Consider the following 21,965-nt stretch of genomic DNA (forward strand, 5'->3'; position numbering starts at 1 on the left):
GATACCGTATAATCTCTTTAAACAAAGAGATTAACGGTTGTTGTGCGTTAAATTAAAAAACTTAAGTGCAATATTTATCTAGAGTTGGATGAATAAAATTTGTAGGGTGGTTGTTAAAATGAGATTAGATGGACTTATAAAACCTATGAGGGAGAGTAGAGAATTTAGAAATATTATTGATGAAATAAGCAAAAAAAAATTCCCTATAGGGGTATTTGGACTTTCAGAGTCAGCTAAAAGTTACTTAATATATGGAGTGTATAACGAAATAGACAAGCCTTTCCTAATTGTTACTCATAGTGATGTAGAAGCCAGAAAACTATATGAAGATCTATCCCTTTATTTAGCAGAAGTATATTATTTTCCTACTAAAGAGATGGTATTTTATAATATAGATGCCATATCGGGAGACCTGAGGTGGGAAAGATTAAAGGTAATAAGGAAAATGATAGATACAGGTAGAAAAATTATAATAACTTGTGTGGAATCTTTAGCCTCTGCATATATACCTGTAGGGTTATATGAAAATTATATAATTAACATATCTGTAGGGGAGGCTTTAAATTTAAAAGATATAAGTGAGAAATTGGTTCAAAGTGGATATGAAAAAAATGAGATTGTGGATTCAAAAGGCCAATTTTCCATAAGAGGTGACATAATGGATGTATACTCACCAATAGCTGCAGAAGCATATAGAATAGAGCTATTTGGGGATGAAGTAGAATCTATTAGAACTTTAAATTTAGAATCGCAGAGAAGTATTGATAAATTAGACAGTATAGAAATATTTCCTGCTAAAGAGATTATTCTTGATAAGGAGAAGATTCAAAAGGGAAGAAAAAGTATAGAAGATGACGCAGCTTTAGTAGAAAAAAAATTAGAAAAAAGCAAGAATAAAGAAGCATTGGATAGAATAGATGAGTTAACAAAGAAAAACTTAGAGAGTCTAGAGGAGAACTGGAGCTTTGAAAATATTGATAGTTTTCTTCCATATTTTTATGATAAGCCTGCTTCTTTCCTTGATTATGCTAAGGACTATTTTGTAGTTATGGATGATGTGCAGAGATGCTCCGGGAAATTAGATAGTGTATATTTTGAATTTGAAGAAAATTATAAAAATCTTTTAGAAAGGGGAAATATACTCCCCAAACAGAGTAAAATGTTATGTGCAAAATCTGATTTATTTGAAGAACTTAAAAATAAGGAAATTATGACCTTAGATGCTATTGCTAAGTCTTCTAAGGTTATTCAACCTAAAACTATAACTAATTTTTCTCAGATAACTCTAAATAGTTACCAAGGACAGATAGATTTACTTATTGAGGATATAAAGGATAAAAAGTCTAGAGGTTATAAAATTTTGATCTTATCTGGAACAAGACCTAGAGGAGAAAGATTGGTAGACACTTTACGAGAAAAAGGCATAGAAAGTAGTTATAGAGATGTTATTCATGAGATTAAATCAGGGGAAGTTGTTATAACTTTTGGAAGCCAACTCAAGGGTTTTGAATATCCGGATTTTAAACTAGGGGTCATATCAGATAAAGAAGTTTTTGGGGAAGCAAAAAAGAAGAATACAAGGAAGGTTCTTAAAAAAGGAGTAAGCAAAATAAAAAGCTTTACAGAACTTAAACCTGGGGATTTTGTAGTACATGTAAATCATGGTATAGGAATATACAAAGGCATAAAGCAGTTGGAAGTTCAAGGTCACAAGAAAGATTATTTGGAACTTATATATGACTCAGAAGATAAATTGTATGTACCTGTAGAACAACTGGATATGGTGCAAAAATATATAGGTTCTGAAGGAAAGAGCCCCAAAGTAAGTAAATTGGGAGGATCAGATTGGGCCAAAGCTAAGAAAAAGGTAAAGAAATCAATAGAGGAAATAGCTGAAGATTTAGTAAAATTATATGCAATTAGGTCTACTCTAAAAGGTTACAAGTATTCAAAGGATACAGTATGGCAAAAACAGTTTGAGGATGAATTCCCTTATGAAGAGACTCCAGATCAACTTACAACTATACAGGATATAAAGCAAGATATGGAATCAGATAAGGTAATGGACAGATTACTTTGTGGGGATGTAGGATATGGAAAAACAGAAGTGGCAGTAAGGGCCGCTTTTAAGGCTGTTATGGATGGAAAGCAAGTTGCATTTTTAGTTCCAACTACCATACTTGCTCAACAACATTATAATAATTTTGTTCAAAGGTTTTCTGATTTTCCTGTAAAAATAGATATGATAAGCAGGTTTAGAACAACAGCACAGCAAAAAGCATCCATAAAGGCAGTTAAAGTAGGAGATGTTGATATATTAATTGGTACTCACAGAATATTACAAAAGGATGTACAATTTAAAGATTTAGGACTTCTTATAATAGATGAGGAACAGAGGTTTGGAGTAAGTCATAAGGAAAAGATCAAAAAGATTAGAAAAAATGTAGACGTACTTACGTTAAGTGCTACACCTATACCTAGGACATTACATATGTCTCTCGTAGGGGCTAGAGATATAAGTGTTATAGAGACACCTCCAGAGGAAAGATATCCAATTCAAACTTATGTAGTGGAATATAATGATCAATTAATAAGAGATGCAATACTAAGAGAAATAAATAGAGGAGGACAGGTTTATTTTGTCTATAATAGAGTTGAGAGCATAAAAGAAATGGCTTCTTACATAGCCAAACTAATTCCAGAAGCAAAAGTAGCCGTAGCTCACGGACAAATGCAAGAAAGAGAACTTGAAAATATAATAGTTGATTTTATGAAAAATGAGTATAATGTTTTAGTGGCAACTACTATTATAGAAACTGGTATGGATATACAGAATGTAAATACAATGATAATATATGATGCCGATAAAATGGGCTTATCACAACTATATCAATTAAGAGGAAGGGTTGGAAGAACTAATAGAATGGCTTACTGTTACTTGAGCTATAGGAGAGATAAGGTTCTTACGGAAGTAGCAGAAAAAAGGCTTAAAGCTATTAAAGAATTTACTGAACTTGGATCTGGGTTTAAAATAGCACTAAAAGATTTGGAAATAAGAGGTGCAGGTAATATGATGGGAGCATCACAGCATGGTCATATGGCTGCTGTAGGATATGATCTCTATTGTAGGATGCTGGAGGACACTATAAAGCTTATAAAAGGAGATATAGACAAAGAACCTGTAGAAACTACTGTAGAATTGAAAATAGATGCATATATACCTGATAATTATATAAAGAGTGAAGTTCAGAAAATAGAAATATATAAGAAAATAGCAGCTATAAGTTCATATGATGATATGCTTGATATAAAAGAGGAATTGGAAGATAGATTCTCTGATATACCAACTTCAGTATACAACTTGATGGATATAGCCTATATAAGAAGTATGAGTAAGAAAATTGGAATAGAGGAGATAAAAGAAATAAAGGACGAAGTTGTTTTTTCATTTCAAGATCAGGATAGGGTTGACAAAAATGTGCTTAGGGAACTGTTTAAAACTTATCCACATGAGTTTGTGTTGAAGATGAATAAAAAGCCCGGGTTTGGATATAAATTAAAAAATGTAAAAAGAGAAGATATTTTACATCAGATTAAGGAAATTGTGAAATATATGCTAAAAATATATGAACAAAAATAGCTTTGTAGTAAAAATAGTTTTGTGTTAAAATTAATTTATATTTTGCAAAACACAAAAAGAGTGGGGGAATAAACCGTGAAGAATATAAAAAGGTTGGTGGCTGCTGCATTTATAACAGTGTTCGCATTTTCAACTGCAGGATGTAATATGATAGAAAAAACACCAGAAGCTATAGCTAATAGTACTGTGGCAACAGTTAATGGAGAAAAAATCACAAGGGGTGATTTAGATAAAGATCCAAATACAATCCAATTGCTAAGTCAAGCTAAACAACAATATGGTTCAGACTATGCAAAAAATGATGAAGCTACTAGTGCTATTAAAACCCAAAAAGAACAGATACTTGACAATATGATTACTACTAAAGTAATCGAACAAAAAGCTAAAGAGTTAAAGCTTCTACCAGATGAAAGTAAATTAAAATCAGACATGGATAAAAAGATTGATGATATTAAAAAGCAGAATTTTAAAGGTGATACCAGTCAATTTGATGCAGCATTAAAAGCACAGGGATTTACTGAGGAATCATTTAAGACTATGTTTCTAGCACAATTGAAAACTCAAGCAATAGAAACAAACATAAGTAATTACCTTGCAAAAAGTGTAAAGGTAACAGATAAACAAATTAAAGACTATTACAATGCAAATAAGGATAAGTATACAGAGCAGCCTGATAAAATGCATTTAGCTCATATACTTGTAAAGACAAAAGATGAAGCACAAAAAGTGAAAGCAAGGTTAGATAAGGGAGAGGATTTTGCAAAGGTTGCAAAAGAAGTTTCTCAGGATACCGCTACTAAAGATAAAGGTGGAGACTTAGGATTTGTAAATTATAATGATTCAGGGTATGATGCTCAATTTATGGCAGGAGCAAAAGCATTAAAAGAAGGTGCCATATCAGATCCAGTTCAAAGTAGTTTCGGATATCATATAATCAAGTGTATAAAAAAGCAGGAATACCCAGTTAAGGATTTTAACAAAGTTAAAGATGATATAAAGAAGCAGCTGGAAAGTGATCAAAAGAGTAAATTAGTTTCTCAAAAAGTTCAAGAGTGGAAAAAAGCCGCAAGTATAACTAAAAAAGAAAAAAATATTATGTAAATTAATTTTTATTTAAATAGGTAGAAAAGAACTGTAGCAATTGTGCTGCAGTTCTTTTTATTTTTCTAATTTAAATAACAATTGTGTATAAAATTGCATATTTAGAAAGATAATAATAATACAAGTTATATATTATATTTTATAGGAGGAATTATAGTATGAAAGCAACAGGAATTGTTAGACGTATAGATGACTTAGGTAGAGTTGTCATACCAAAAGAAATAAGAAGAACTCTTAGAATAAGAGAAGGAGATCCTCTTGAGATATTTACCGATAGAGAAGGTGGGGTTATATTAAAAAAATATTCCCCTATTGGAGAACTTAGTGATGTTTCAAAAGGATATACAGAATCACTTCAACAAACTATAGGAAATATAATTATGATATGTGATAAAGACAGCATGGTGTCAATTAGCGGTATACCTAAAAAAGAATATATGGGAAAAAAGATAAGTAATGAACTAGAAAAGTTAATAGATAATAGAAAAACGGTTTCCATAGCTGGGGATAAGGATGAAGATGGAATTATTCCTTTGTATGATGATGAGGATGTACAGGGTAAGTACTCAGCTCAAATTATATGCCCTATAATAGCAGGAGGTGATGCAATTGGAGCTGTAATAATAGTATCTAAAGAAAAAGCTAACTTTGGAGATATGGAGATAAAGCTAGCTGAAACTGCATCATCCTTTTTAGGCAAACAAATGGAACAATAGATAATGGCAGCATTAGCTGCCATTTATATTCTGTTGACATTATTGACTATAATTTAAAAAATATTCATTTAAAGTAATAATACCTTCGAGTTTTAAATAATTATAAACATGGAACAAATTGTTTGCAATTATAGCGTTCGGAGGTATTTTTATGAAAAAACAATCCCTTATAAAAGGCACTTTTGTATTAGGGGCAGCGGGTATATTGTCAAAATTCTTAGGACTATTTTTTAGATGGCCACTTCAAATGCTTATTGGAGATGAGGGAGTGGGTTACTATCAAATGTCATTTCCGCTTTATATGTTTTTTATTGCTGCAGCTTCAGGTATACCTGTAGCGGTGTCAAAGATGGTATCGGAGAGAAATGCCATTGGAGATCATGAAGGGGTAATTCAAGTACTTAGAAAATCTATACTCTTAATGGTTATCTTAGGAACAGGGTTTACAGCTATATTACTTATATTTTCAAATCCAATTATACATTTTTTGAAGTGGGATAGAAAATCTTACTACTCTTTAATTGCCATTGCATTTGCACCTATATTTATATCCATAATGAGTGCTTTCAGAGGATTTTTCCAAGGACTTCAAAATATGAATTATACAGCTGCATCTCAAATTATAGAACAAATAGGCAGAGTAATAGTAGGAGTGGGATTGGCATATTTGCTATTGCCTAAAGGTATAGAGTATTCCGCAGGAGGAGCAGCATTGGGGGCAGCAGCAGGAGGACTATTTGGCGGTATATATTTAATAGTAAAGTATGTTTATGTAAGAAAAGAAATAAACGTATTTAAAGTTGCAGATAATAAGGATGTACTGAGTAAATTACTGTACATAGCTATTCCAGTATCTCTAGGAGCAGCAGTTAGCAGTATAATGAGTCTTATAGATTCAGCTTTGGTACCTCAGAAATTATTGGAGGCTGGATTTACATATAGGGAAGCTGCTATATTATATGGACAGCTTACTGGAAAGGCATTTGTGCTTATAAATATACCACTAACAATATCTTCAGCGCTATGTGCTTCTTTGATGCCAATAATTGCAGAATCGTATATATTAAATAGAAAAGTTGATGTCATAAATAAAGTGGATTTATCTTTTAAAATTTCTATGGTTATTGCAATTCCATCTACCATTGGATTATATGTCCTAGCACACCCTATTCTGGATTTGATTTTCCCAGGTCAATCTGCAGGATTTGATATACTTCAATATTCAGCATTGTCTATTCCTTTTATTGTACTTGTTCAGACATCTACAGCTGTGCTTCAGGGCATTGGACATTATGTTAGACCTGTAGCTAATTTGGCGTTAGGATGCATTATAAAGGTAGTTATAACCCTATTTCTTGTGCCAATACCTCATATAAATATTTATGGGGCAGTTTTAGGAAGTATAGGAGGATATATTGCGACCTGTATTTTAAACATAATATTTTTAAGCAGGAAATTAAAAATTCGTGTAAATTATTTTGAAACTATGGTTAAACCCGCATTTGCATCCATTTTTATGATGGCAGCTGTTGTAATTATATATTTGTATGTCTATAATTATAGCATGAATAGTAGAATAGCTTGTTTTTTAGCTGTAATTGCTGGTGTGATTATATATGTACCAATCATAGTTATATTTGGAATATTCAAATACAGTTATATAAAAAGGAGATTCTTAAAAAAATAAAGGAGGATTTACAAATGATTAAGGTAGTAGGTCTGGGGCCAGGATCCATAGAATCCCTTACAATAGGTGCTGTTAATGCACTGAAGGATGTGAATAAAGTATATTTGAGGACGGAGAAACATCCTACTGTGGGTTACTTAAGACAATTGGGTATAAATTTTGAAACGTATGATCATCTATATGAAAAAAAACAAAAATTTGAAGATGTATATAGATCCATAGCAGAAGATTTAATATTAAAAGAAAAAAGTTTTCATCAAATAATTTATGCAGTACCAGGACATCCCCTGGTAGCAGAAAAATCTGTAAAATTATTGTTAAAATTGTGTAAACAAAATTCCGTAGATGTGGATATGATACCATCAGTTAGCTTTATAGATGTTATTGCAGAGAAGTTAAACATAGATGTTATTGAAGGAATAAAAATAATAGATGCTTTTGATATAAAACACGAAACATTAGATAAAAGGGTAGGTACTATAATAACTCAAGTATACGATAGGTTAATTGCATCTGAAGTGAAATTAAGTCTTATGGATTATTATAGAGACGATGCAGACATATATTTTATAAGAGCTGCAGGAGTTAAGGATAGTGAAAGTATAAGAAAAATAAAATTGTATGAGCTGGACAGACAAGAGGATATAGACTATTTGACATCAATTTATATACCTAAAGATTTAGAGTGCAAATATGATTTAAAAGATTTATTAGATGTAATGGAGAAATTAAGAAGTCAAGAAGGTTGTCCTTGGGATAAAGAACAAAGCCATGAGAGTCTAAAAAAATATCTTATAGAAGAGAGCTATGAGGTACTAGAAGCTATAAATAAAAAGGATGATGTGGAACTGACGGAGGAACTAGGAGATGTATTATTTCAAATAGTTTTCCATTCTCAAATAGGAAAAGAAGAAGGATTTTTTAATATTAATGATGTAATCAATGGTGTATGTGATAAAATGATAAAGAGACATCCACATGTATTTGGAGATATAGAGGTAAATAATTCAGAGGAGGTGCTAACAAACTGGGATGCTTTAAAGAAAAAGGAGCAAGGGCTTAAAACTCATACAGATGAACTTAGACATGTTGCACAAGCTTTACCTGCCTTGATGAGAGCTTCTAAAGTTCAAAAAAAAGCTGCTAAGGTTGGATTTGACTGGGACAAAGTTGAATGTGCATTAGATAAAGTATTAGAGGAATATTATGAAGTAAAGGATGTATATAAAAGTAAGGAAAGGGCAAAAATAGTAGAAGAAATAGGAGATTTAATATTTGCTTGTGTAAATGTAGCCAGATTCCTTGACATTGACCCTGAATTTGCATTAAATTATACTATAGAGAAATTTATAAATCGTTTTGCATATATAGAGAAGTGTGCCAGAGAGAAAGGACTGGATATGGAAGACATGACATTAAATGAAATGGATGAACTCTGGGAAAAGGCTAAAAATATATAAATTTAATTTTTTATATGCAAAAAGAAGGAATTTTTTAATTAATGCAGAATATGCTACTATATCCATATAAGTATATTCAATGGATTAGAAAGTGATGAATATTTTTAAGTATATATAATTACATAGTAAGTTGCTAAAAATTTTTGAATAGTATACAATATTTATTGCTTTCAAAAGCTTAATTAGAAAAACTTGGTTAATGATGACCGAAAATTAGCCGTAAAGATATTTGTGAATATTTGTACACATTTATCTATGAAAATTAGAGGAGGTAAAAAAAGTGAATAAATCAGAATTAATAGCAGGTATAGCAGAAAAGTCAAAATTAACAAAAAAAGATGTAGAGGCAGCTCTTAAAGGGTTTATAGAAAGTGTAGAAGAAACATTGGAAAAGGGAGATAAAGTTCAATTAGTAGGGTTTGGAACCTTTGAAACAAGAAAAAGAGCTGAAAGAATTGGAAGAAATCCTAGAACTAAGGAAGAAATAAAAATACCTGAATCAACAGTTCCTGTATTTAAAGCTGGTAAAGAGTTTAAAGATAGAGTAAATAAATAATGTATTTTTCAGAAAGCCTGGGTGAAAATCTAGGTTTTCTGTTTTAAAGGGGAGTTTGTATGAGATTAGATAAATACCTTAAAGTATCTAGAATAATAAAAAGAAGAACTGTAGCAAAAGAAGCATGTGAAGGTGGAAGGGTTGCTATAAATGGAAAAGTGGCCAAACCTAGTGTTGAAGTCAAAGAAGGGGATATAATAGAAATCAAATATGCCAATAAGTGTTTAAAGGCAGAAATTTTAAATATTGCAGCTCATGTTACAAAAGAAAACGTTCAAAGTATGTATAGGATAATTTCAACTGAATAAGATTTAAAATAGAAAGTAATATAATCCCCAATGGCTACATATATTTATTATAGGTGGAGGGGATGTTTTATGGAGAAAAAAGAAATAAGTGTAGAAGATAAGAAAAGCTTATTAAGTCTTGAAAATAGAAGAAAGTTAATGTTAACTGGTGTTATTGAAGTAGTAAGTTTTAATGAAGATCAAATAGTTTTAAATACTAATCTTGGAACCCTCAATATTAAAGGCAAAAGTTTAAAGATGAATAAGTTAGATGTACAAAATGGAGATGTAGTTATAGTTGGTATGGTAAATTCTTGTGTATATACTAATAATAAGTCGAAAAAAAGGAACCAAAGTTTAATATCAAAGATGTTTAAATAAAATCACGTTACCATGAAAGGATTAGTATGATTATATCAATAAGTACTCAAATTCGACTTATAATATTTAGCCTTACAGCAGGAATAATAACGGGAATATTATTTGATTTTTACAGACTAATAAGAGGGTTTAAAGATTTAAATAAGATAATAACGTTTATCGAGGATACTCTGTTTTGGGTATTTACAGCCATAATTGTATTTATATTTTTAATGTATACAAACTATGCCTATATGGGAATGTATGTGTATATCTTATTAGGTATAGGTATATGTTTATATTTGAAGTTTTTCAGCAATTTTCTTATAGAATTACATAATAAATTCTTCAAAGTATTGGGAAGATTATTTAGGGTATTTATATATATAATAATATATCCTTTTCAATACCTTATTTATAGTGTTAAAAGAAAAAATAAAAAAAAGTATAAAAATTAGCTTGAAGAAAATCAAAAATCAAATTACAATATAAGTGAGATGTGCTATGATAAATCGAGGAAGGCAATAGTTAATAGAATGAGTATATAGAAACGTAAATCGTTAGTGGGAGAATCGGTGATTATTAATGAAAATAAAAATCAAGTGGAAAAATATAATCTTTTTATTAATAGTTCTATATATAGGCTATATTTTTATAAGTCAGCAATTAACTATGCAAAACATAAATAAACAGATAAGTGAAAAAAAGATGGAAGAGCAGAGGGGTAAATATAAAAATCAAAAATTACAGGAAGAGGTTAAAATGTCTAATTCTAATGTGTATATAGAAAAATTAGCTAGAGAAAAATTAGGTCTTATTAAGCAAGGCGAAACTCCTGTAATAGACAATAAAAACTAATTACCAGTTATGCTGTAATAGAAAACTATAACAGGTTTTTTGAAATTATGCCTGTTGAGATTATGGAGGATAAGTGGTTGTGGATGTAGCAAAGATTTTTGGGCAAGATCCAAGAAGTCCTACTCTGTTAAAAGAGAAGAAGTTTATATTATATAGTATTATTTTTTAAGGAGGAGTTTTTTTAATATGACCTTAAAGGCAGGAAGCATACTAGAGGGTACAGTAGTTAACATTACTAGTTTTGGAGCTTTTGTAGATGTTGAAGGTAAAACTGGGTTAGTGCATATATCTGAGGTGTCAGACACTTATGTTAAGAATATACGAGATTATTTAAAGGAAAAGGACAAAGTAAAAGTTAAGGTAATTTCTATTGATGACAATGGAAAAATTAGTTTATCTATAAAACAGGCTGGACTTGATAAAAAGAGTGTTAGACCTATGGAAATAGATTGGCAAAAAGAAAAAACTAAGCAAAATCAAGGTAATTTTGAAGATAGATTATCTAAGTTTTTAAAAGATAGTGAAGAAAGATTCCAAGATATAAAGAAACATCAAGATGCAAAAGGCAAAGGATACAAAAAATCTTCTAATTACTAGTAGGATTACCTAAAGAGGCTGTTTAGCCTCTTTTTAAATTTTATTTATAGAAATTTTTAAAAATTAGTTGACAATATAGTTAGTACCATATATAATAATATATGTCGTCAATTTGTTGTGTATATATTTTGCTGGAGTGGCGGAACAGGCAGACGCACAGGACTTAAAATCCTGCGGGCTTTAAAACCCGTACCGGTTCGATTCCGGTCTTCAGCACCAATTAATGTCGCGGGGTGGAGCAGCTGGTAGCTCGTCGGGCTCATAACCCGAAGGTCGGAGGTTCAAGTCCTTCCCCCGCAACCACAGAAATATATAACATGGCGGAATAGCTCAGCTGGCTAGAGCATTCGGTTCATACCCGAAGTGTCGTAGGTTCAAGTCCTATTTCCGCTACCAATTGATGATGTGCTGGAGTGGCGGAACAGGCAGACGCACAGGACTTAAAATCCTGCGGGCTTTAAAACCCGTACCGGTTCGATTCCGGTCTTCAGCACCAATTAATGCCGCGGGGTGGAGCAGCTGGTAGCTCGTCGGGCTCATAACCCGAAGGTCGGAGGTTCAAGTCCTTCCCCCGCAACCACAGAAACTTGCATATATTGCAAGTTTTTTTTAGTTTCTAATTTACTTGCCATTGAAGTTCTTAATAATGGCTAAAGTCTAATCGGGTTACAGTATACCTTTCTAAAATTATCAAAATCACAAACTTATTAACATTGTGGATAAAATAGGATAACTAGTTTTTAGTGTATGTATAAAATAAAAATTATGAAAAAAACATAAAATTAATGTCCTAAAAAAAATATAGGGGTATCTCACGTTATGACATTTATTTCCAGAAATTACTGCTATAATGTAAGCAGTAATTTTATAAGGTGGGTGGTATTATATGCAATATGGAGCAGAGGTATTTCCTTATCAAAGGACAGAAAAGCTAAAGAATGAAGAAAAAAACCATGAAGCCAGGGATATAACAAAAACAATTCAAATAATATTTTATTTCCTAGCAGGTTTTTTAGTTGGAAGGGTTATGATGGTAAATCTTATGGCACCCTTTGGAATAGCCTTTTTTATATCAATAGCAGAATGTGAAAAACGAAAACCTTCCCTGATTGCTGCGTTGGGAACACTATTAGGGTATATTTCAATGTATGGAAATATTAAATATCTTCCTGTATATTGTATAGTAATTGTAACATTAGCAACTTTAAACCATATATTAAATAACATTAGTGCAAAAAAGAAGTTAGTATTATTATTTTCTGCTGCATTAATAGAGTTTTTTGCTTATAAGTTTTTAATATTGAAATTAACCGTTGGGGTAGCTGCTTTTAATTCTGTTTTTGAAGTTATGTGTATCTTTCCAATATATTTTATTATTAATTATTCTATATTATGCTTAAAAAAATTAAAAACTAGACATTTATACAGCAGTGAGGAAATAATTAGTATGTCTATAACTGCATCTTTGATTATAGCAGGAACTTGGGGAATGAGTATACATGAAGTATCTTTTAGAAATATAATAGCACTAGGTTTTATACTTATATTAGGTTATGTAAAGGGAAGTCCATCGGGGGCAGCCGCTGGTGTAGCCATGGGAACTATAATAGGAGTTACCTCTAGCGATATGATGATATATATTTCAGTTTATGGATTATGTGGACTTATATCAGGTGTGTTTAGGGAAACAGGTAAGTGGATGAGCGGAAGCGCTTATATTATAGGATTTATGGTACTAAAGATGTATTCTAATATAGGAACAGAATTTAAAATAATAGAAATAATTATAAGTTGTTGTATATTTTTTGTAATACCTCAGAAAATATACAAAAAAATAGAAATGGAGTTAGACTGGGAAAAGAAGCAGGAGCATTTAAAAGAAAATTATGCAGGTAAAATCAAATCTATTTTTTCACATAAGTTTGATAGCTTTTCTAAAGTACTTAATAACATGTCAGTTGTTTTGGCTAAATTGGCAGATAATGATAAGCTTGCTTTGAAAAATAAAAGTAGTGCACTTATAGAAAATTTGGCAGATAGAGTGTGTTCTGATTGCGATATGAAGCACATGTGTTGGAACAGAGAAGCTTTTTATACTTATAATGCTTTTGCAGAATTAATACAAAATTACGAAGATAACAAAAAACATATGCCAGGGGAACTTCAAAGAAAATGTACTAAAAGAACGGTACTTATAAAAAATACGGAAGAGATTGTAAATAATTATATTGTAAGTGAAATGAGAAAGAACAGACTCAGTGAATGTAGAGAATTACTAGCATCCCAAATAAAGAATATGGGAAAAACTATAGGTGATATAGTAGAAGATTTTAACTTAAATATGAAGTTCAATCCTGAGGTGGAAAATGATATACGAAGAATTCTAAACAAAAGCAACATACATTATAAAGATGTGTTTTGCTTTAATAATAAAAAGGGACACTTAGTTGTAAACTTATCTATGGAAGCTTGCGGCGGCAAACAGGAGTGTGTTAAAAATATACTTCCACTTATAAACAATGTAACTAAAAAATTAATGTGTGTAAGTGAAGACGGATGTAATATAAATTCTTCTATGGATAGCTGTAGTATAACTTTTGAAGAAACGCCTAAATATCATATAGCAGCTTATGTGAGTAGAGTTTGTAAGGATGGTGAAAAATGTAATGGTGACAGTTATAGCTTTGGAAAATTGCCAGATGGAACATATATGACGATTATAAGTGATGGAATGGGTTCAGGCCCTCAGGCAGGACAGGAAAGTAGTGCATCTGTTGAACTTATAAAGGAATTTACAAGTGCGGGTTTCAATAAAATGACAGCCATCAATACGGTAAATTCTATAATGGGTATAAAATTTACTGAAGATGAGAAGTTTTCCACATTAGATTTAAGCAGTGTGGATTTATATAAAGGCGAAGTAGATTTTATGAAAGTAGGAGCAGCGGCTAGTTTTATAAAAAGAGGGGAGGATGTTATAGTAATAAAATCAAAAACACTTCCTATAGGAATATTAGATAAAGTGGATGTGGACATTAGTAATAACAAAATAATGAATGGAGACTTCCTAATAATGGTAAGCGATGGAGTGATTGATTATGAAAGTGAGGCAGCAGGAAATTTATATTGGATGATAGAATTCCTAAAAGAATTAGATTGCACTGATCCTAAGGAAATGTGCAAGAAAATTACTGATAAAGCAAAAGAACTTTCTGGAGGGAAGGCAAAAGATGATATGACAGCAATAGTAGAAAAGGTATACAGCCTTTATTAAAGGAGATAGGTATTATCTTTGAGTATTCAACGTTTACAGTTTAAAAACATTGTGAAGCAAAGCTTCGCAAGTTAAAAATTAAGAATGAAAAATTAATAGTTAAGGGTGATTTTTAGCTATCGCAAAAAATCTTTAAATTTATATAAGTCAGTGCTTAGTAATGTTTTGCTTTAGCAAAACGAGCATTCAAAAATTTAATTAAAGATTTTTTGTAGTGTAACGGAAAAAAATCCACATTAACTATTAATTCTTCATTCTTAACTATTAACTAAAAAAATTGCTTGGCAATTCTTTTAGTTTACGCCACTTAGTTTTTAGATTTTTCATAATACTGGCGGATAAAAATCTACTGAAATTGTGAATTGTGAACTGTGCGGTGTAAATTGTGAATTGGTGCTGTAGGCAGTCTAAATATAGCTTTTATGTCATTCTTGCACAAAAAATAATTCATTTATGTTATAATAAATTAGCGTATTGTTTCTAAAATAATAATTTTTAGGAAGTGTTTGTTTTGATAGAATCTGTATTAGATACCATCACAAAAAATAAAATGTTTGATAGAGGAGATAAAGTAATAGTAGCTGTATCGGGAGGACCAGATTCGATATGTCTATTACACATATTGTATGTTTTGAGAGAAAAATTAGACATAACTTTATGTGTAGCTCATGTAAATCACTGTCTGAGAGGAAAAGATGCAGATGGAGACGAAGAATATGTAAAAAAGTTTTGTGAAAATTTGAAGATACAATTTAAAAGCTTAAAAATAGATGTAAATCATGTTTCTCAGGAAGAAGGAATATCTTGTGAGAGTGCTGGAAGAAAAGTAAGATATAGCTTTTTTGAAAAACTTAAAGATGAGTTAAAAGCTCAAAAAATAGCTATAGCCCATAATGCTAATGATCAGGCTGAAACAATTTTAATGAGAATTATGCGGGGTGCAGGGCTGGACGGTTTAGTGGGAATAAGACCTGTAAGAGATAATATATATGTTAGACCTCTAATATGCAGTACTAGAGATGAAATTGAAAAATACTGCAGCTTAAATAATCTTAATCCTAGAATTGATAAAACTAATTTAGAAACTTTATATTCTAGGAATAAAATAAGGTTACAACTTATACCATATATACAGGAGAACTTTAATAAAGATATAATTAAAGTATTAAATAGATTTTCTGATACAATAAAAATAGATAATGAATATTTAAGCTATATTTCACAAGAAAAATTTAAAAAACATTGTGACATAAAGGGAGAAAAGGTTATAATATCTAAAGAGGCATTCTTAGAAAAGGAAGCAATATTAAGTAGGATAATAAGAATGTCCTTAAAAATTGTAACTGGAAACTTAAAAGATTTTGAAAGAATTCATATTCTAAATATAATAGAAGTTCAAAAACATTCTACAGGTAAGGAACAGATGCTTCCCAATAATGTATTGGTTTTAAACGACTATGGAAATATTATAATAAGTAAAAATACAAAAAAAGCTGTATCAGATTATAAAAAGCAGTATATACTGCAAGTTGGATGCAATAATATCTCCCCAATTAAATCTACCGTGTACATAGAGCTAGTTGAAGCTAAAGAATATATACATTGTAAGAAAAATAAGTTCGTACAGTATTTTGATTATGATAAGATAGAAGGAGATGTTACATTACGAAATAGGAGAGAAGGGGATAAGTTTATACCACTTGGAATGACTGGAAGTAAGAAATTAAAAGACCTGTTTATAGATTTAAAAGTATCAAAAGATAAAAGAAATTATATTCCTATCATATGTTTTGGAGACAAAATTGGATGGATTGTTGGATATAGAATAAGCGAACTTTTTAAAGTTGATAAGAATACTAGAAATATTTTAGCTATAAAATTTGAAAGTGAGGAACTAGGAAAGCATGACCAACATTAGTGAAGATATCAAGGAAGTACTACTTGATGAAGGTAAGATTAAAAAGAAAGTTAAGGAAATAGGGAAAAGAATAAGTCAGGATTATGATGGAAAAGATTTGCTCCTTGTAGGCATTCTGAAAGGATCTGTCCCATTTATGGCAGATTTGCTTAAAGAAATAACTATTCCATGTAGCATGGATTTTATGGCAGTTTCAAGCTATGGAAATTCTACGAAAAGCTCAGGTGTTGTTAGAATTTTAAAAGATTTAGATTTTGAAATAGAGAATAAGCACATATTAATAGTAGAAGATATCATAGATTCAGGCATAACCTTAGCCTATCTTGTGGATTACTTGAAGGGAAGAAAAGCTAAGAGTGTAGAAATAGCATGTCTTTTAAATAAAGCCGATAGAAGAAAGGTTAGCGTTAATGCAAAATACATAGGATTTGAAGTGCCTGATTATTTTCTAGTAGGATATGGCCTAGACTATGCAGAAAAGTATAGAAATTTCCCATATGTTGGGATATTAAAAGAAGAAATTTACAAATAATTAGTAATAAATTTTATTGTAAAGGAATTTTAATTATGATACAATTTTACAGTATAAAACTAGAAAGAGAGGGGGGCCTTTAATGAAAAAATTTTCAAGTGCAACGGCCTGGGCAGTAGTTTTTATATTAGTGATAGTTGCAGCATTGTTGCTGGTAAGAACTGGTGAAAGTTCAACATCTATTAGTTTTAATGATTTTCAGAAGTATTGGTTAAGTAATGATGTAAAAAGTTTTCAGCTTAGAGAAGATAAAATGACAGTTCAAGGTAGTTTAAAAAATGGAACAGCATATGAGACTGTAGTCCCATCTGAAAGATTATTTCAATTTATAGGTCAGCATCCTAAAGATGGTGAAGTTCAAGAAATGTATGCTAAACCTGCAACAATACCTATGTGGGTACAATATTTACCAACGGTTCTTTTAATACTTATGCTTGTAGCATTTTGGTTTATGTTTATGCAGCAATCACAAGGTGGCGGTGGAAATCGTAATGTGATGAATTTTGGAAAGAGCAGAGCTAAAATGGCCACACCAGACAATAATAAGAAGAAAGTTACTTTTGCAGATGTTGCAGGAGCAGAAGAGGAAAAAGCAGAATTAGCAGAAATAGTAGACTTTTTAAAACAACCTAAAAGATATATAGAAATGGGAGCTAGGATACCTAAAGGAGTTTTACTTGTAGGACCTCCAGGAACAGGAAAAACTCTTCTTGCTAAAGCTATATCTGGTGAAGCTGGAGTACCGTTTTTTAGTATATCTGGTTCAGATTTTGTGGAAATGTTTGTTGGTGTAGGAGCTTCTAGAGTTAGGGACTTATTTGATCAAGCCAAAAAAAATTCACCTTGTATAGTTTTTATAGATGAAATAGATGCAGTTGGAAGACAAAGAGGCGCTGGACTTGGCGGAGGACATGATGAAAGAGAACAGACCTTGAATCAACTCTTAGTTGAAATGGATGGATTTGGAGTCAATGAAGGAATAATCATGATAGCTGCTACAAATAGACCTGATATATTAGACCCTGCACTTTTAAGACCTGGAAGATTTGATAGGCAAATACTTGTAGGTGCACCCGATGTTAAGGGAAGAGAAGAAATACTTAAAGTTCACTCTAAAAATAAGCATTTATCAGATGAAGTTAAGTTAGATGTATTAGCTAAAAGAACACCTGGATTTACAGGTGCAGATCTGGAAAATCTTATGAATGAATCTGCACTTTTAGCAGTTAGAAAGAGTAAAACACTAATTGGTATGGATGAGCTAGAAGAAGCAGTAACTAGAGTAATAGCAGGACCTGAAAAAAAGAGTAGGGTAATTGATGAGGAAGATAGAAAGCTTACAGCATATCACGAGGCAGGTCATGCTGTTGTTATGAAACTTTTACCTAATTCAGATCCCGTTCATCAGATAAGTATAATACCTAGAGGAATGGCAGGAGGATATACCATGCACCTTCCTGAGAAGGACAGTTCTTATATGTCAAAGTCAAAACTGGAAGATGAAATTGTGGGTCTTCTAGGAGGAAGAGTAGCAGAAAAATTGATTATAGGCGATATAAGTACTGGAGCCAAAAATGATATTGAAAGAGCTACAACTATAGCTAAAAAGATGGTAATGGATTATGGTATGAGTGATTTAGGTCCTATTGCATTTGGATCAGGACATGATGAGGTATTCTTAGGTAGAGATTTAGGCAAGGGTAGAAACTTTAGTGAAGAAGTAGCTTTTGAGATAGATAAGGAAATAAGGAAATTAATAGATGAAAGTTATGATAAAGCAGAAAAGCTTCTTTCAGATAACTTAAATAAGCTTCATGCAGTAGCAAAACAGCTTTTAGAAAAAGAAAAACTTGAAGCAAATGAATTTGAAGAAATATTTGCTCAAGCCTAATTGAATATATTTAAGTAGAGAGTTCCTGTGATAGTATGCAGGGGCTTTTTCTATATTACCACTACTTGTGCTAATACTCCTATGTATACTATAAAAGTGACTATCCCAAAGTTGTAGAACCTTTGGAGTATATGATTTTCTTTAAAGTGGATGATAGCAATTTAATCTTGACAAATAAAATTTTATTGATACAATTAAATTATTATTTTGACTTAAATTGATGTTTTATAGGGGCAGCTACAAAGCTGCTCCTTAATTGTGTATATCATGGGATTAATCATTATTATTTCGATTTAGAAAGGTGGTGTTGTTTAATGATTCTAGTTCTAGATGCAGGAAATACTAACATTGTTTTAGGAGTATATGATGAAAATAAACTTATTTCAGTATGTAGATTGTCTACAGATTCTAAAAGGACAGCAGATGAATATGGAATTCAAGTAATGGAACTTTTCTTACATGAAAAACTGGATCCTTCAGATATAAAAGGAGTTATCATATCCTCTGTAGTTCCAAATATAATGTACTCATTAGAGCATATGATAATGATATATTTTGGAATAGTTCCAATTATAGTTGGACCTGGAGTAAAAACTGGAATAAATGTGAAGTATGATAACCCAAGAGAAGTAGGGGCAGATAGAATAGTGAATGCTGTAGCAGCTCATGAAATGTATAATAGATCTATAATTATAATAGATTTTGGTACAGCTACTACATTTTGTGCAGTTACTGCAAAGGGAGATTATTTAGGGGGAGTAATATGCCCTGGAATAAAAATATCTGCAGATGCTTTAGTTGAAAAGGCAGCTAAACTTCCAAGAGTGGAAATAACCAAGCCTCAAAAAGTAATATGCAAAAACACAGTTGCTAGTATGCAATCTGGCATAGTGTATGGTTATATAGGTCAGGTGGATTATATAGTTGGGAAAATGAAAAAAGAAATGATAGATTTAGGAGAAGATGAACCTTTTGTAATAGCTACAGGTGGCCTTGCTAAACTGATAAATGAGGAGTCAAAGTCTATAGATAAAATAGATTCTATATTGACATTAACGGGACTTAAGATAATCTATGACAAAAATAAAGAGTAGGTGCTTTGATGAAAATAGGAAATTTTGAATTGAAAGATAATGTGGTTTTAGCTCCTATGGCTGGAGTTACAGATAGGGCTTTTAGAGAATTGTGCATAGAGATGAAGTGCGGATTTACCTATACAGAAATGATAAGTGCCAAAGCTCTTTTCTATGATAGTGATAGAACTAAACAGATGCTCAAAGTGTCTTCTATAGAAAAGCCTTTAGGTGTTCAAATATTTGGAAGTGATCCACTTATAATGGCTAAAGTTTGTGATTTTTTTAATTGCAATGAAGATATCGCCATTATAGATATAAACATGGGGTGTCCTGCTCCTAAAATAGTAAAAAATGGAGAAGGATCTGCACTTATGAAAAATTCTTCTCTTGCTTCTCAAATAGTAAAAGAAGTGAAAAAAGCTTCTGCAAAACCGGTTACTGTAAAAATGAGAATAGGATTTGACTTTGATAATATAAATGTAGTGGACTTTGCTCAAATTATGGAACAATCAGGAGCTGATGCTGTGACTGTTCATGGTAGAACTAGCACACAGATGTATAATGGCAGTGCAAATTGGGATATAATAAGTCAAGTAAAGAAAAAGGTCAACATTCCTGTAATCGGAAATGGAGATGTATTTACAGCAGAAGATGCAGTTAGACTGTTTAATAATACAGGATGCGATGGGATAATGGTTGGAAGAGGTTCTATGGGAAATCCGTGGATATTTAAACAGATATGGGAAATCAGAAATCATCAACCAGTTATATTTCCAAGTCCTTTAGAAAAAATAAATTTGTGTATGGAACACTATAGAAGGGCAATATATTATAATGGTGAAGATAGGGCTGTAAGAGAAATGAGAAAGCATATAGCATGGTATATAAAAGGACTAAAAAATAGTAAAGAGATAAAAGATAAAATAAATTGTGAAAAAAAGAGTGAAAATGTATTTAAAATTTTAAATGAATATAAATCTTTGCTGTAATTTTTAATAGAATAGGGGAATAGGATATTACTGTAAGCAATGTAACAGGAAGCAAAGTGTGAAATCGATTTTATATACTACACCGCAAAAAATTAGATTCTATAATGACAGTAGCTTTTGGGGAAAAATTAAGGATAGATTTAGGTTAAAATTGAAGGAAAAAATCTTTATAAAAGAACTAAAATTAGAAATAAAAAATGTTAAATTTCCGCCAAATATTAATATAGAGTCTTATAATAGTAACATTCTAAGGGCGAAAAAGATATCAAGGATAAGAGATATGGAACTAGCTCCTAAAGTATATAGATATTTAGATTATAATTTATACAATAAATTTCAAAGGGAACTAATGGCTTTTAGTATTATAAAGAGTTTAAAAATTATACTTAGAATTAAGAAAAAGAGTATAAGACATAGTTGCATAGTTGTTTATGATGCTTCAGAGAGAATTTTATTTGATACTATATGCTATTTGGCTAAAGAAGCTAAAAATATAATATTACTTTCTAGAGATATTATGAAAACTAATGATATTGGACAATATATTATTGCTAACTATGGAGTAACTCCCATAATTACATCTGATATGAAGTTTTCTTTTGAAAGTGCAGATTTTGTAATAAGTTCTAAGAATATCACTGTAAAGAGTGATGCATATGTATGGTATATAGATAATAGTTATATACCCAGTAATGGAGGCGTAATAGTGAACGATGTTGGTTATAAAGTTCCATGGGATTGTAAGTACAATGGAGTATCTTTTGAACTTTTAGGGTCCATACTTTGTCAAATGAATGAAAAAAATGTGGAAAAATCTTTATCCTATAATGGAATATTTCTTGATAAAATAAAATTTAATGAGGATATGCTAGTTTTATAATCTAGAAGAAATTGTAATATGAAAATTCAATTTTCAAAATGTTGACATTATAATAGTGCTGTTTTATAATTACTTAAATAATAATTAGTATGAGTAAAAGAGAGCACGTTGATGGCTAATAGGGTTATCTATAAGAATTTTAC

General features: G+C 31.0%; 18 protein-coding genes and 5 tRNA genes. All 23 read left to right on the forward strand.

Annotated features, from left to right (window positions below; genetic code table 11):
* The first annotated feature begins 118 nt into the window (after positions 1-118).
* The 23 genes from mfd to CLCOS_RS01850 all read left to right on the forward strand — a co-directional run bounded on the left by mfd (position 119) and on the right by CLCOS_RS01850 (position 21,822).
* A complete protein-coding gene (mfd, locus tag CLCOS_RS01740; RefSeq protein WP_063602027.1) occupies positions 119-3,640 on the forward strand; it encodes a transcription-repair coupling factor in 3,522 nt (1,173 codons plus the stop codon).
* A 75-nt stretch (positions 3,641-3,715) separates the two neighbouring features.
* Positions 3,716-4,741 (forward strand): peptidylprolyl isomerase, encoded by a 1,026-nt coding sequence (locus tag CLCOS_RS01745; protein WP_013240743.1) that lies wholly within the window; start codon positions 3,716-3,718, stop codon positions 4,739-4,741.
* A 158-nt stretch (positions 4,742-4,899) separates the two neighbouring features.
* Complete coding sequence (gene spoVT, locus CLCOS_RS01750) at positions 4,900-5,457, forward strand: stage V sporulation protein T (RefSeq protein WP_013240742.1); 558 nt, start codon at positions 4,900-4,902, stop codon at positions 5,455-5,457.
* A gap of 151 nt (positions 5,458-5,608) precedes the next feature.
* Complete coding sequence (locus tag CLCOS_RS01755) at positions 5,609-7,144, forward strand: putative polysaccharide biosynthesis protein (protein ID WP_013240741.1); 1,536 nt, start codon at positions 5,609-5,611, stop codon at positions 7,142-7,144.
* A 14-nt stretch (positions 7,145-7,158) separates the two neighbouring features.
* Positions 7,159-8,604, forward strand: a complete 1,446-nt coding sequence (gene mazG / locus CLCOS_RS01760) for a nucleoside triphosphate pyrophosphohydrolase (RefSeq protein WP_013240740.1) — start codon at positions 7,159-7,161, stop codon at positions 8,602-8,604.
* A gap of 280 nt (positions 8,605-8,884) precedes the next feature.
* The gene (locus tag CLCOS_RS01765; protein WP_013240739.1) at positions 8,885-9,160 is read left to right on the forward strand and encodes an HU family DNA-binding protein; all 276 of its coding nucleotides are present in this window, start codon (positions 8,885-8,887) and stop codon (positions 9,158-9,160) included.
* Positions 9,161-9,219: 59 nt separating this feature from the next.
* Positions 9,220-9,468: an RNA-binding S4 domain-containing protein gene (locus CLCOS_RS01770; protein ID WP_013240738.1), complete on the forward strand. Its 249-nt coding sequence runs from the start codon at positions 9,220-9,222 to the stop codon at positions 9,466-9,468.
* 69 nt (positions 9,469-9,537) lie between these two features.
* A complete protein-coding gene (gene yabP, locus CLCOS_RS01775; RefSeq protein ID WP_013240737.1) occupies positions 9,538-9,828 on the forward strand; it encodes a sporulation protein YabP in 291 nt (96 codons plus the stop codon).
* Positions 9,829-9,854: 26 nt separating this feature from the next.
* Positions 9,855-10,265 (forward strand): spore cortex biosynthesis protein YabQ, encoded by a 411-nt coding sequence (gene yabQ, locus CLCOS_RS01780; protein ID WP_013240736.1) that lies wholly within the window; start codon positions 9,855-9,857, stop codon positions 10,263-10,265.
* A 127-nt stretch (positions 10,266-10,392) separates the two neighbouring features.
* Entirely contained in the window at positions 10,393-10,665 is a 273-nt protein-coding gene (locus tag CLCOS_RS01785; protein WP_013240735.1) for an FtsB family cell division protein, read from the forward strand.
* A gap of 186 nt (positions 10,666-10,851) precedes the next feature.
* Complete coding sequence (locus tag CLCOS_RS01790) at positions 10,852-11,262, forward strand: S1 domain-containing RNA-binding protein (RefSeq protein WP_013240734.1); 411 nt, start codon at positions 10,852-10,854, stop codon at positions 11,260-11,262.
* Between the two features lie 130 nt (positions 11,263-11,392).
* Positions 11,393-11,481: transfer RNA gene (locus CLCOS_RS01795), tRNA-Leu, on the forward strand.
* An 8-nt stretch (positions 11,482-11,489) separates the two neighbouring features.
* A tRNA-Met gene (locus CLCOS_RS01800) sits at positions 11,490-11,565 on the forward strand.
* 16 nt (positions 11,566-11,581) lie between these two features.
* Positions 11,582-11,658: transfer RNA gene (locus CLCOS_RS01805), tRNA-Met, on the forward strand.
* A gap of 11 nt (positions 11,659-11,669) precedes the next feature.
* Positions 11,670-11,758 (forward strand) — tRNA-Leu (locus tag CLCOS_RS01810).
* 8 nt (positions 11,759-11,766) lie between these two features.
* A tRNA-Met gene (locus CLCOS_RS01815) sits at positions 11,767-11,842 on the forward strand.
* Between the two features lie 306 nt (positions 11,843-12,148).
* Positions 12,149-14,536 carry a stage II sporulation protein E gene (gene spoIIE / locus CLCOS_RS01820; protein ID WP_013240733.1) on the forward strand — a complete coding sequence of 796 codons (2,388 nt, stop codon included), beginning with the start codon at positions 12,149-12,151 and terminating at the stop codon, positions 14,534-14,536.
* 511 nt (positions 14,537-15,047) lie between these two features.
* Positions 15,048-16,454 carry a tRNA lysidine(34) synthetase TilS gene (gene tilS / locus CLCOS_RS01825; RefSeq protein ID WP_063602026.1) on the forward strand — a complete coding sequence of 469 codons (1,407 nt, stop codon included), beginning with the start codon at positions 15,048-15,050 and terminating at the stop codon, positions 16,452-16,454.
* Positions 16,441-16,986: a hypoxanthine phosphoribosyltransferase gene (hpt, locus tag CLCOS_RS01830; RefSeq protein ID WP_013240731.1), complete on the forward strand. Its 546-nt coding sequence runs from the start codon at positions 16,441-16,443 to the stop codon at positions 16,984-16,986. The genes tilS and hpt overlap by 14 nt, the downstream gene beginning before the upstream one ends.
* A gap of 82 nt (positions 16,987-17,068) precedes the next feature.
* The gene (gene ftsH, locus CLCOS_RS01835) at positions 17,069-18,877 is read left to right on the forward strand and encodes an ATP-dependent zinc metalloprotease FtsH (RefSeq protein WP_013240730.1); all 1,809 of its coding nucleotides are present in this window, start codon (positions 17,069-17,071) and stop codon (positions 18,875-18,877) included.
* A 314-nt stretch (positions 18,878-19,191) separates the two neighbouring features.
* Positions 19,192-19,971, forward strand: a complete 780-nt coding sequence (locus CLCOS_RS01840; protein WP_013240729.1) for a type III pantothenate kinase — start codon at positions 19,192-19,194, stop codon at positions 19,969-19,971.
* An 8-nt stretch (positions 19,972-19,979) separates the two neighbouring features.
* Complete coding sequence (dusB, locus tag CLCOS_RS01845) at positions 19,980-20,942, forward strand: tRNA dihydrouridine synthase DusB (protein ID WP_063602025.1); 963 nt, start codon at positions 19,980-19,982, stop codon at positions 20,940-20,942.
* 58 nt (positions 20,943-21,000) lie between these two features.
* Positions 21,001-21,822, forward strand: coding sequence for a hypothetical protein (locus CLCOS_RS01850; RefSeq protein ID WP_013240727.1), 822 nt, complete (start codon positions 21,001-21,003; stop codon positions 21,820-21,822).
* Positions 21,823-21,965 lie beyond the last annotated feature (143 nt).

The sequence above is a fragment of the Clostridium coskatii genome (assembly GCF_001675205.1).
Taxonomy (GTDB): domain Bacteria; phylum Bacillota; class Clostridia; order Clostridiales; family Clostridiaceae; genus Clostridium_B; species Clostridium_B ljungdahlii.

What these genes read in the sequence shown, in the direction of transcription:
- spoVT (WP_013240742.1), top strand. Translation starts at nt 4,900, where the DNA reads ATGAAAGCAACAGGAATTGTTAGACGTATAGATGACTTAGGTAGAGTT.
- yabQ (WP_013240736.1), top strand. Translation starts at nt 9,855, where the DNA reads ATGATTATATCAATAAGTACTCAAATTCGACTTATAATATTTAGCCTT.
- mfd (WP_063602027.1), top strand. Translation starts at nt 119, where the DNA reads ATGAGATTAGATGGACTTATAAAACCTATGAGGGAGAGTAGAGAATTT.
- CLCOS_RS01785 (WP_013240735.1), top strand. Translation starts at nt 10,393, where the DNA reads ATGAAAATAAAAATCAAGTGGAAAAATATAATCTTTTTATTAATAGTT.
- hpt (WP_013240731.1), top strand. Translation starts at nt 16,441, where the DNA reads ATGACCAACATTAGTGAAGATATCAAGGAAGTACTACTTGATGAAGGT.
- CLCOS_RS01840 (WP_013240729.1), top strand. Translation starts at nt 19,192, where the DNA reads ATGATTCTAGTTCTAGATGCAGGAAATACTAACATTGTTTTAGGAGTA.
- mazG (WP_013240740.1), top strand. Translation starts at nt 7,159, where the DNA reads ATGATTAAGGTAGTAGGTCTGGGGCCAGGATCCATAGAATCCCTTACA.
- CLCOS_RS01770 (WP_013240738.1), top strand. Translation starts at nt 9,220, where the DNA reads ATGAGATTAGATAAATACCTTAAAGTATCTAGAATAATAAAAAGAAGA.
- dusB (WP_063602025.1), top strand. Translation starts at nt 19,980, where the DNA reads ATGAAAATAGGAAATTTTGAATTGAAAGATAATGTGGTTTTAGCTCCT.
- spoIIE (WP_013240733.1), top strand. Translation starts at nt 12,149, where the DNA reads ATGCAATATGGAGCAGAGGTATTTCCTTATCAAAGGACAGAAAAGCTA.
- CLCOS_RS01755 (WP_013240741.1), top strand. Translation starts at nt 5,609, where the DNA reads ATGAAAAAACAATCCCTTATAAAAGGCACTTTTGTATTAGGGGCAGCG.
- CLCOS_RS01790 (WP_013240734.1), top strand. Translation starts at nt 10,852, where the DNA reads ATGACCTTAAAGGCAGGAAGCATACTAGAGGGTACAGTAGTTAACATT.
- ftsH (WP_013240730.1), top strand. Translation starts at nt 17,069, where the DNA reads ATGAAAAAATTTTCAAGTGCAACGGCCTGGGCAGTAGTTTTTATATTA.
- yabP (WP_013240737.1), top strand. Translation starts at nt 9,538, where the DNA reads ATGGAGAAAAAAGAAATAAGTGTAGAAGATAAGAAAAGCTTATTAAGT.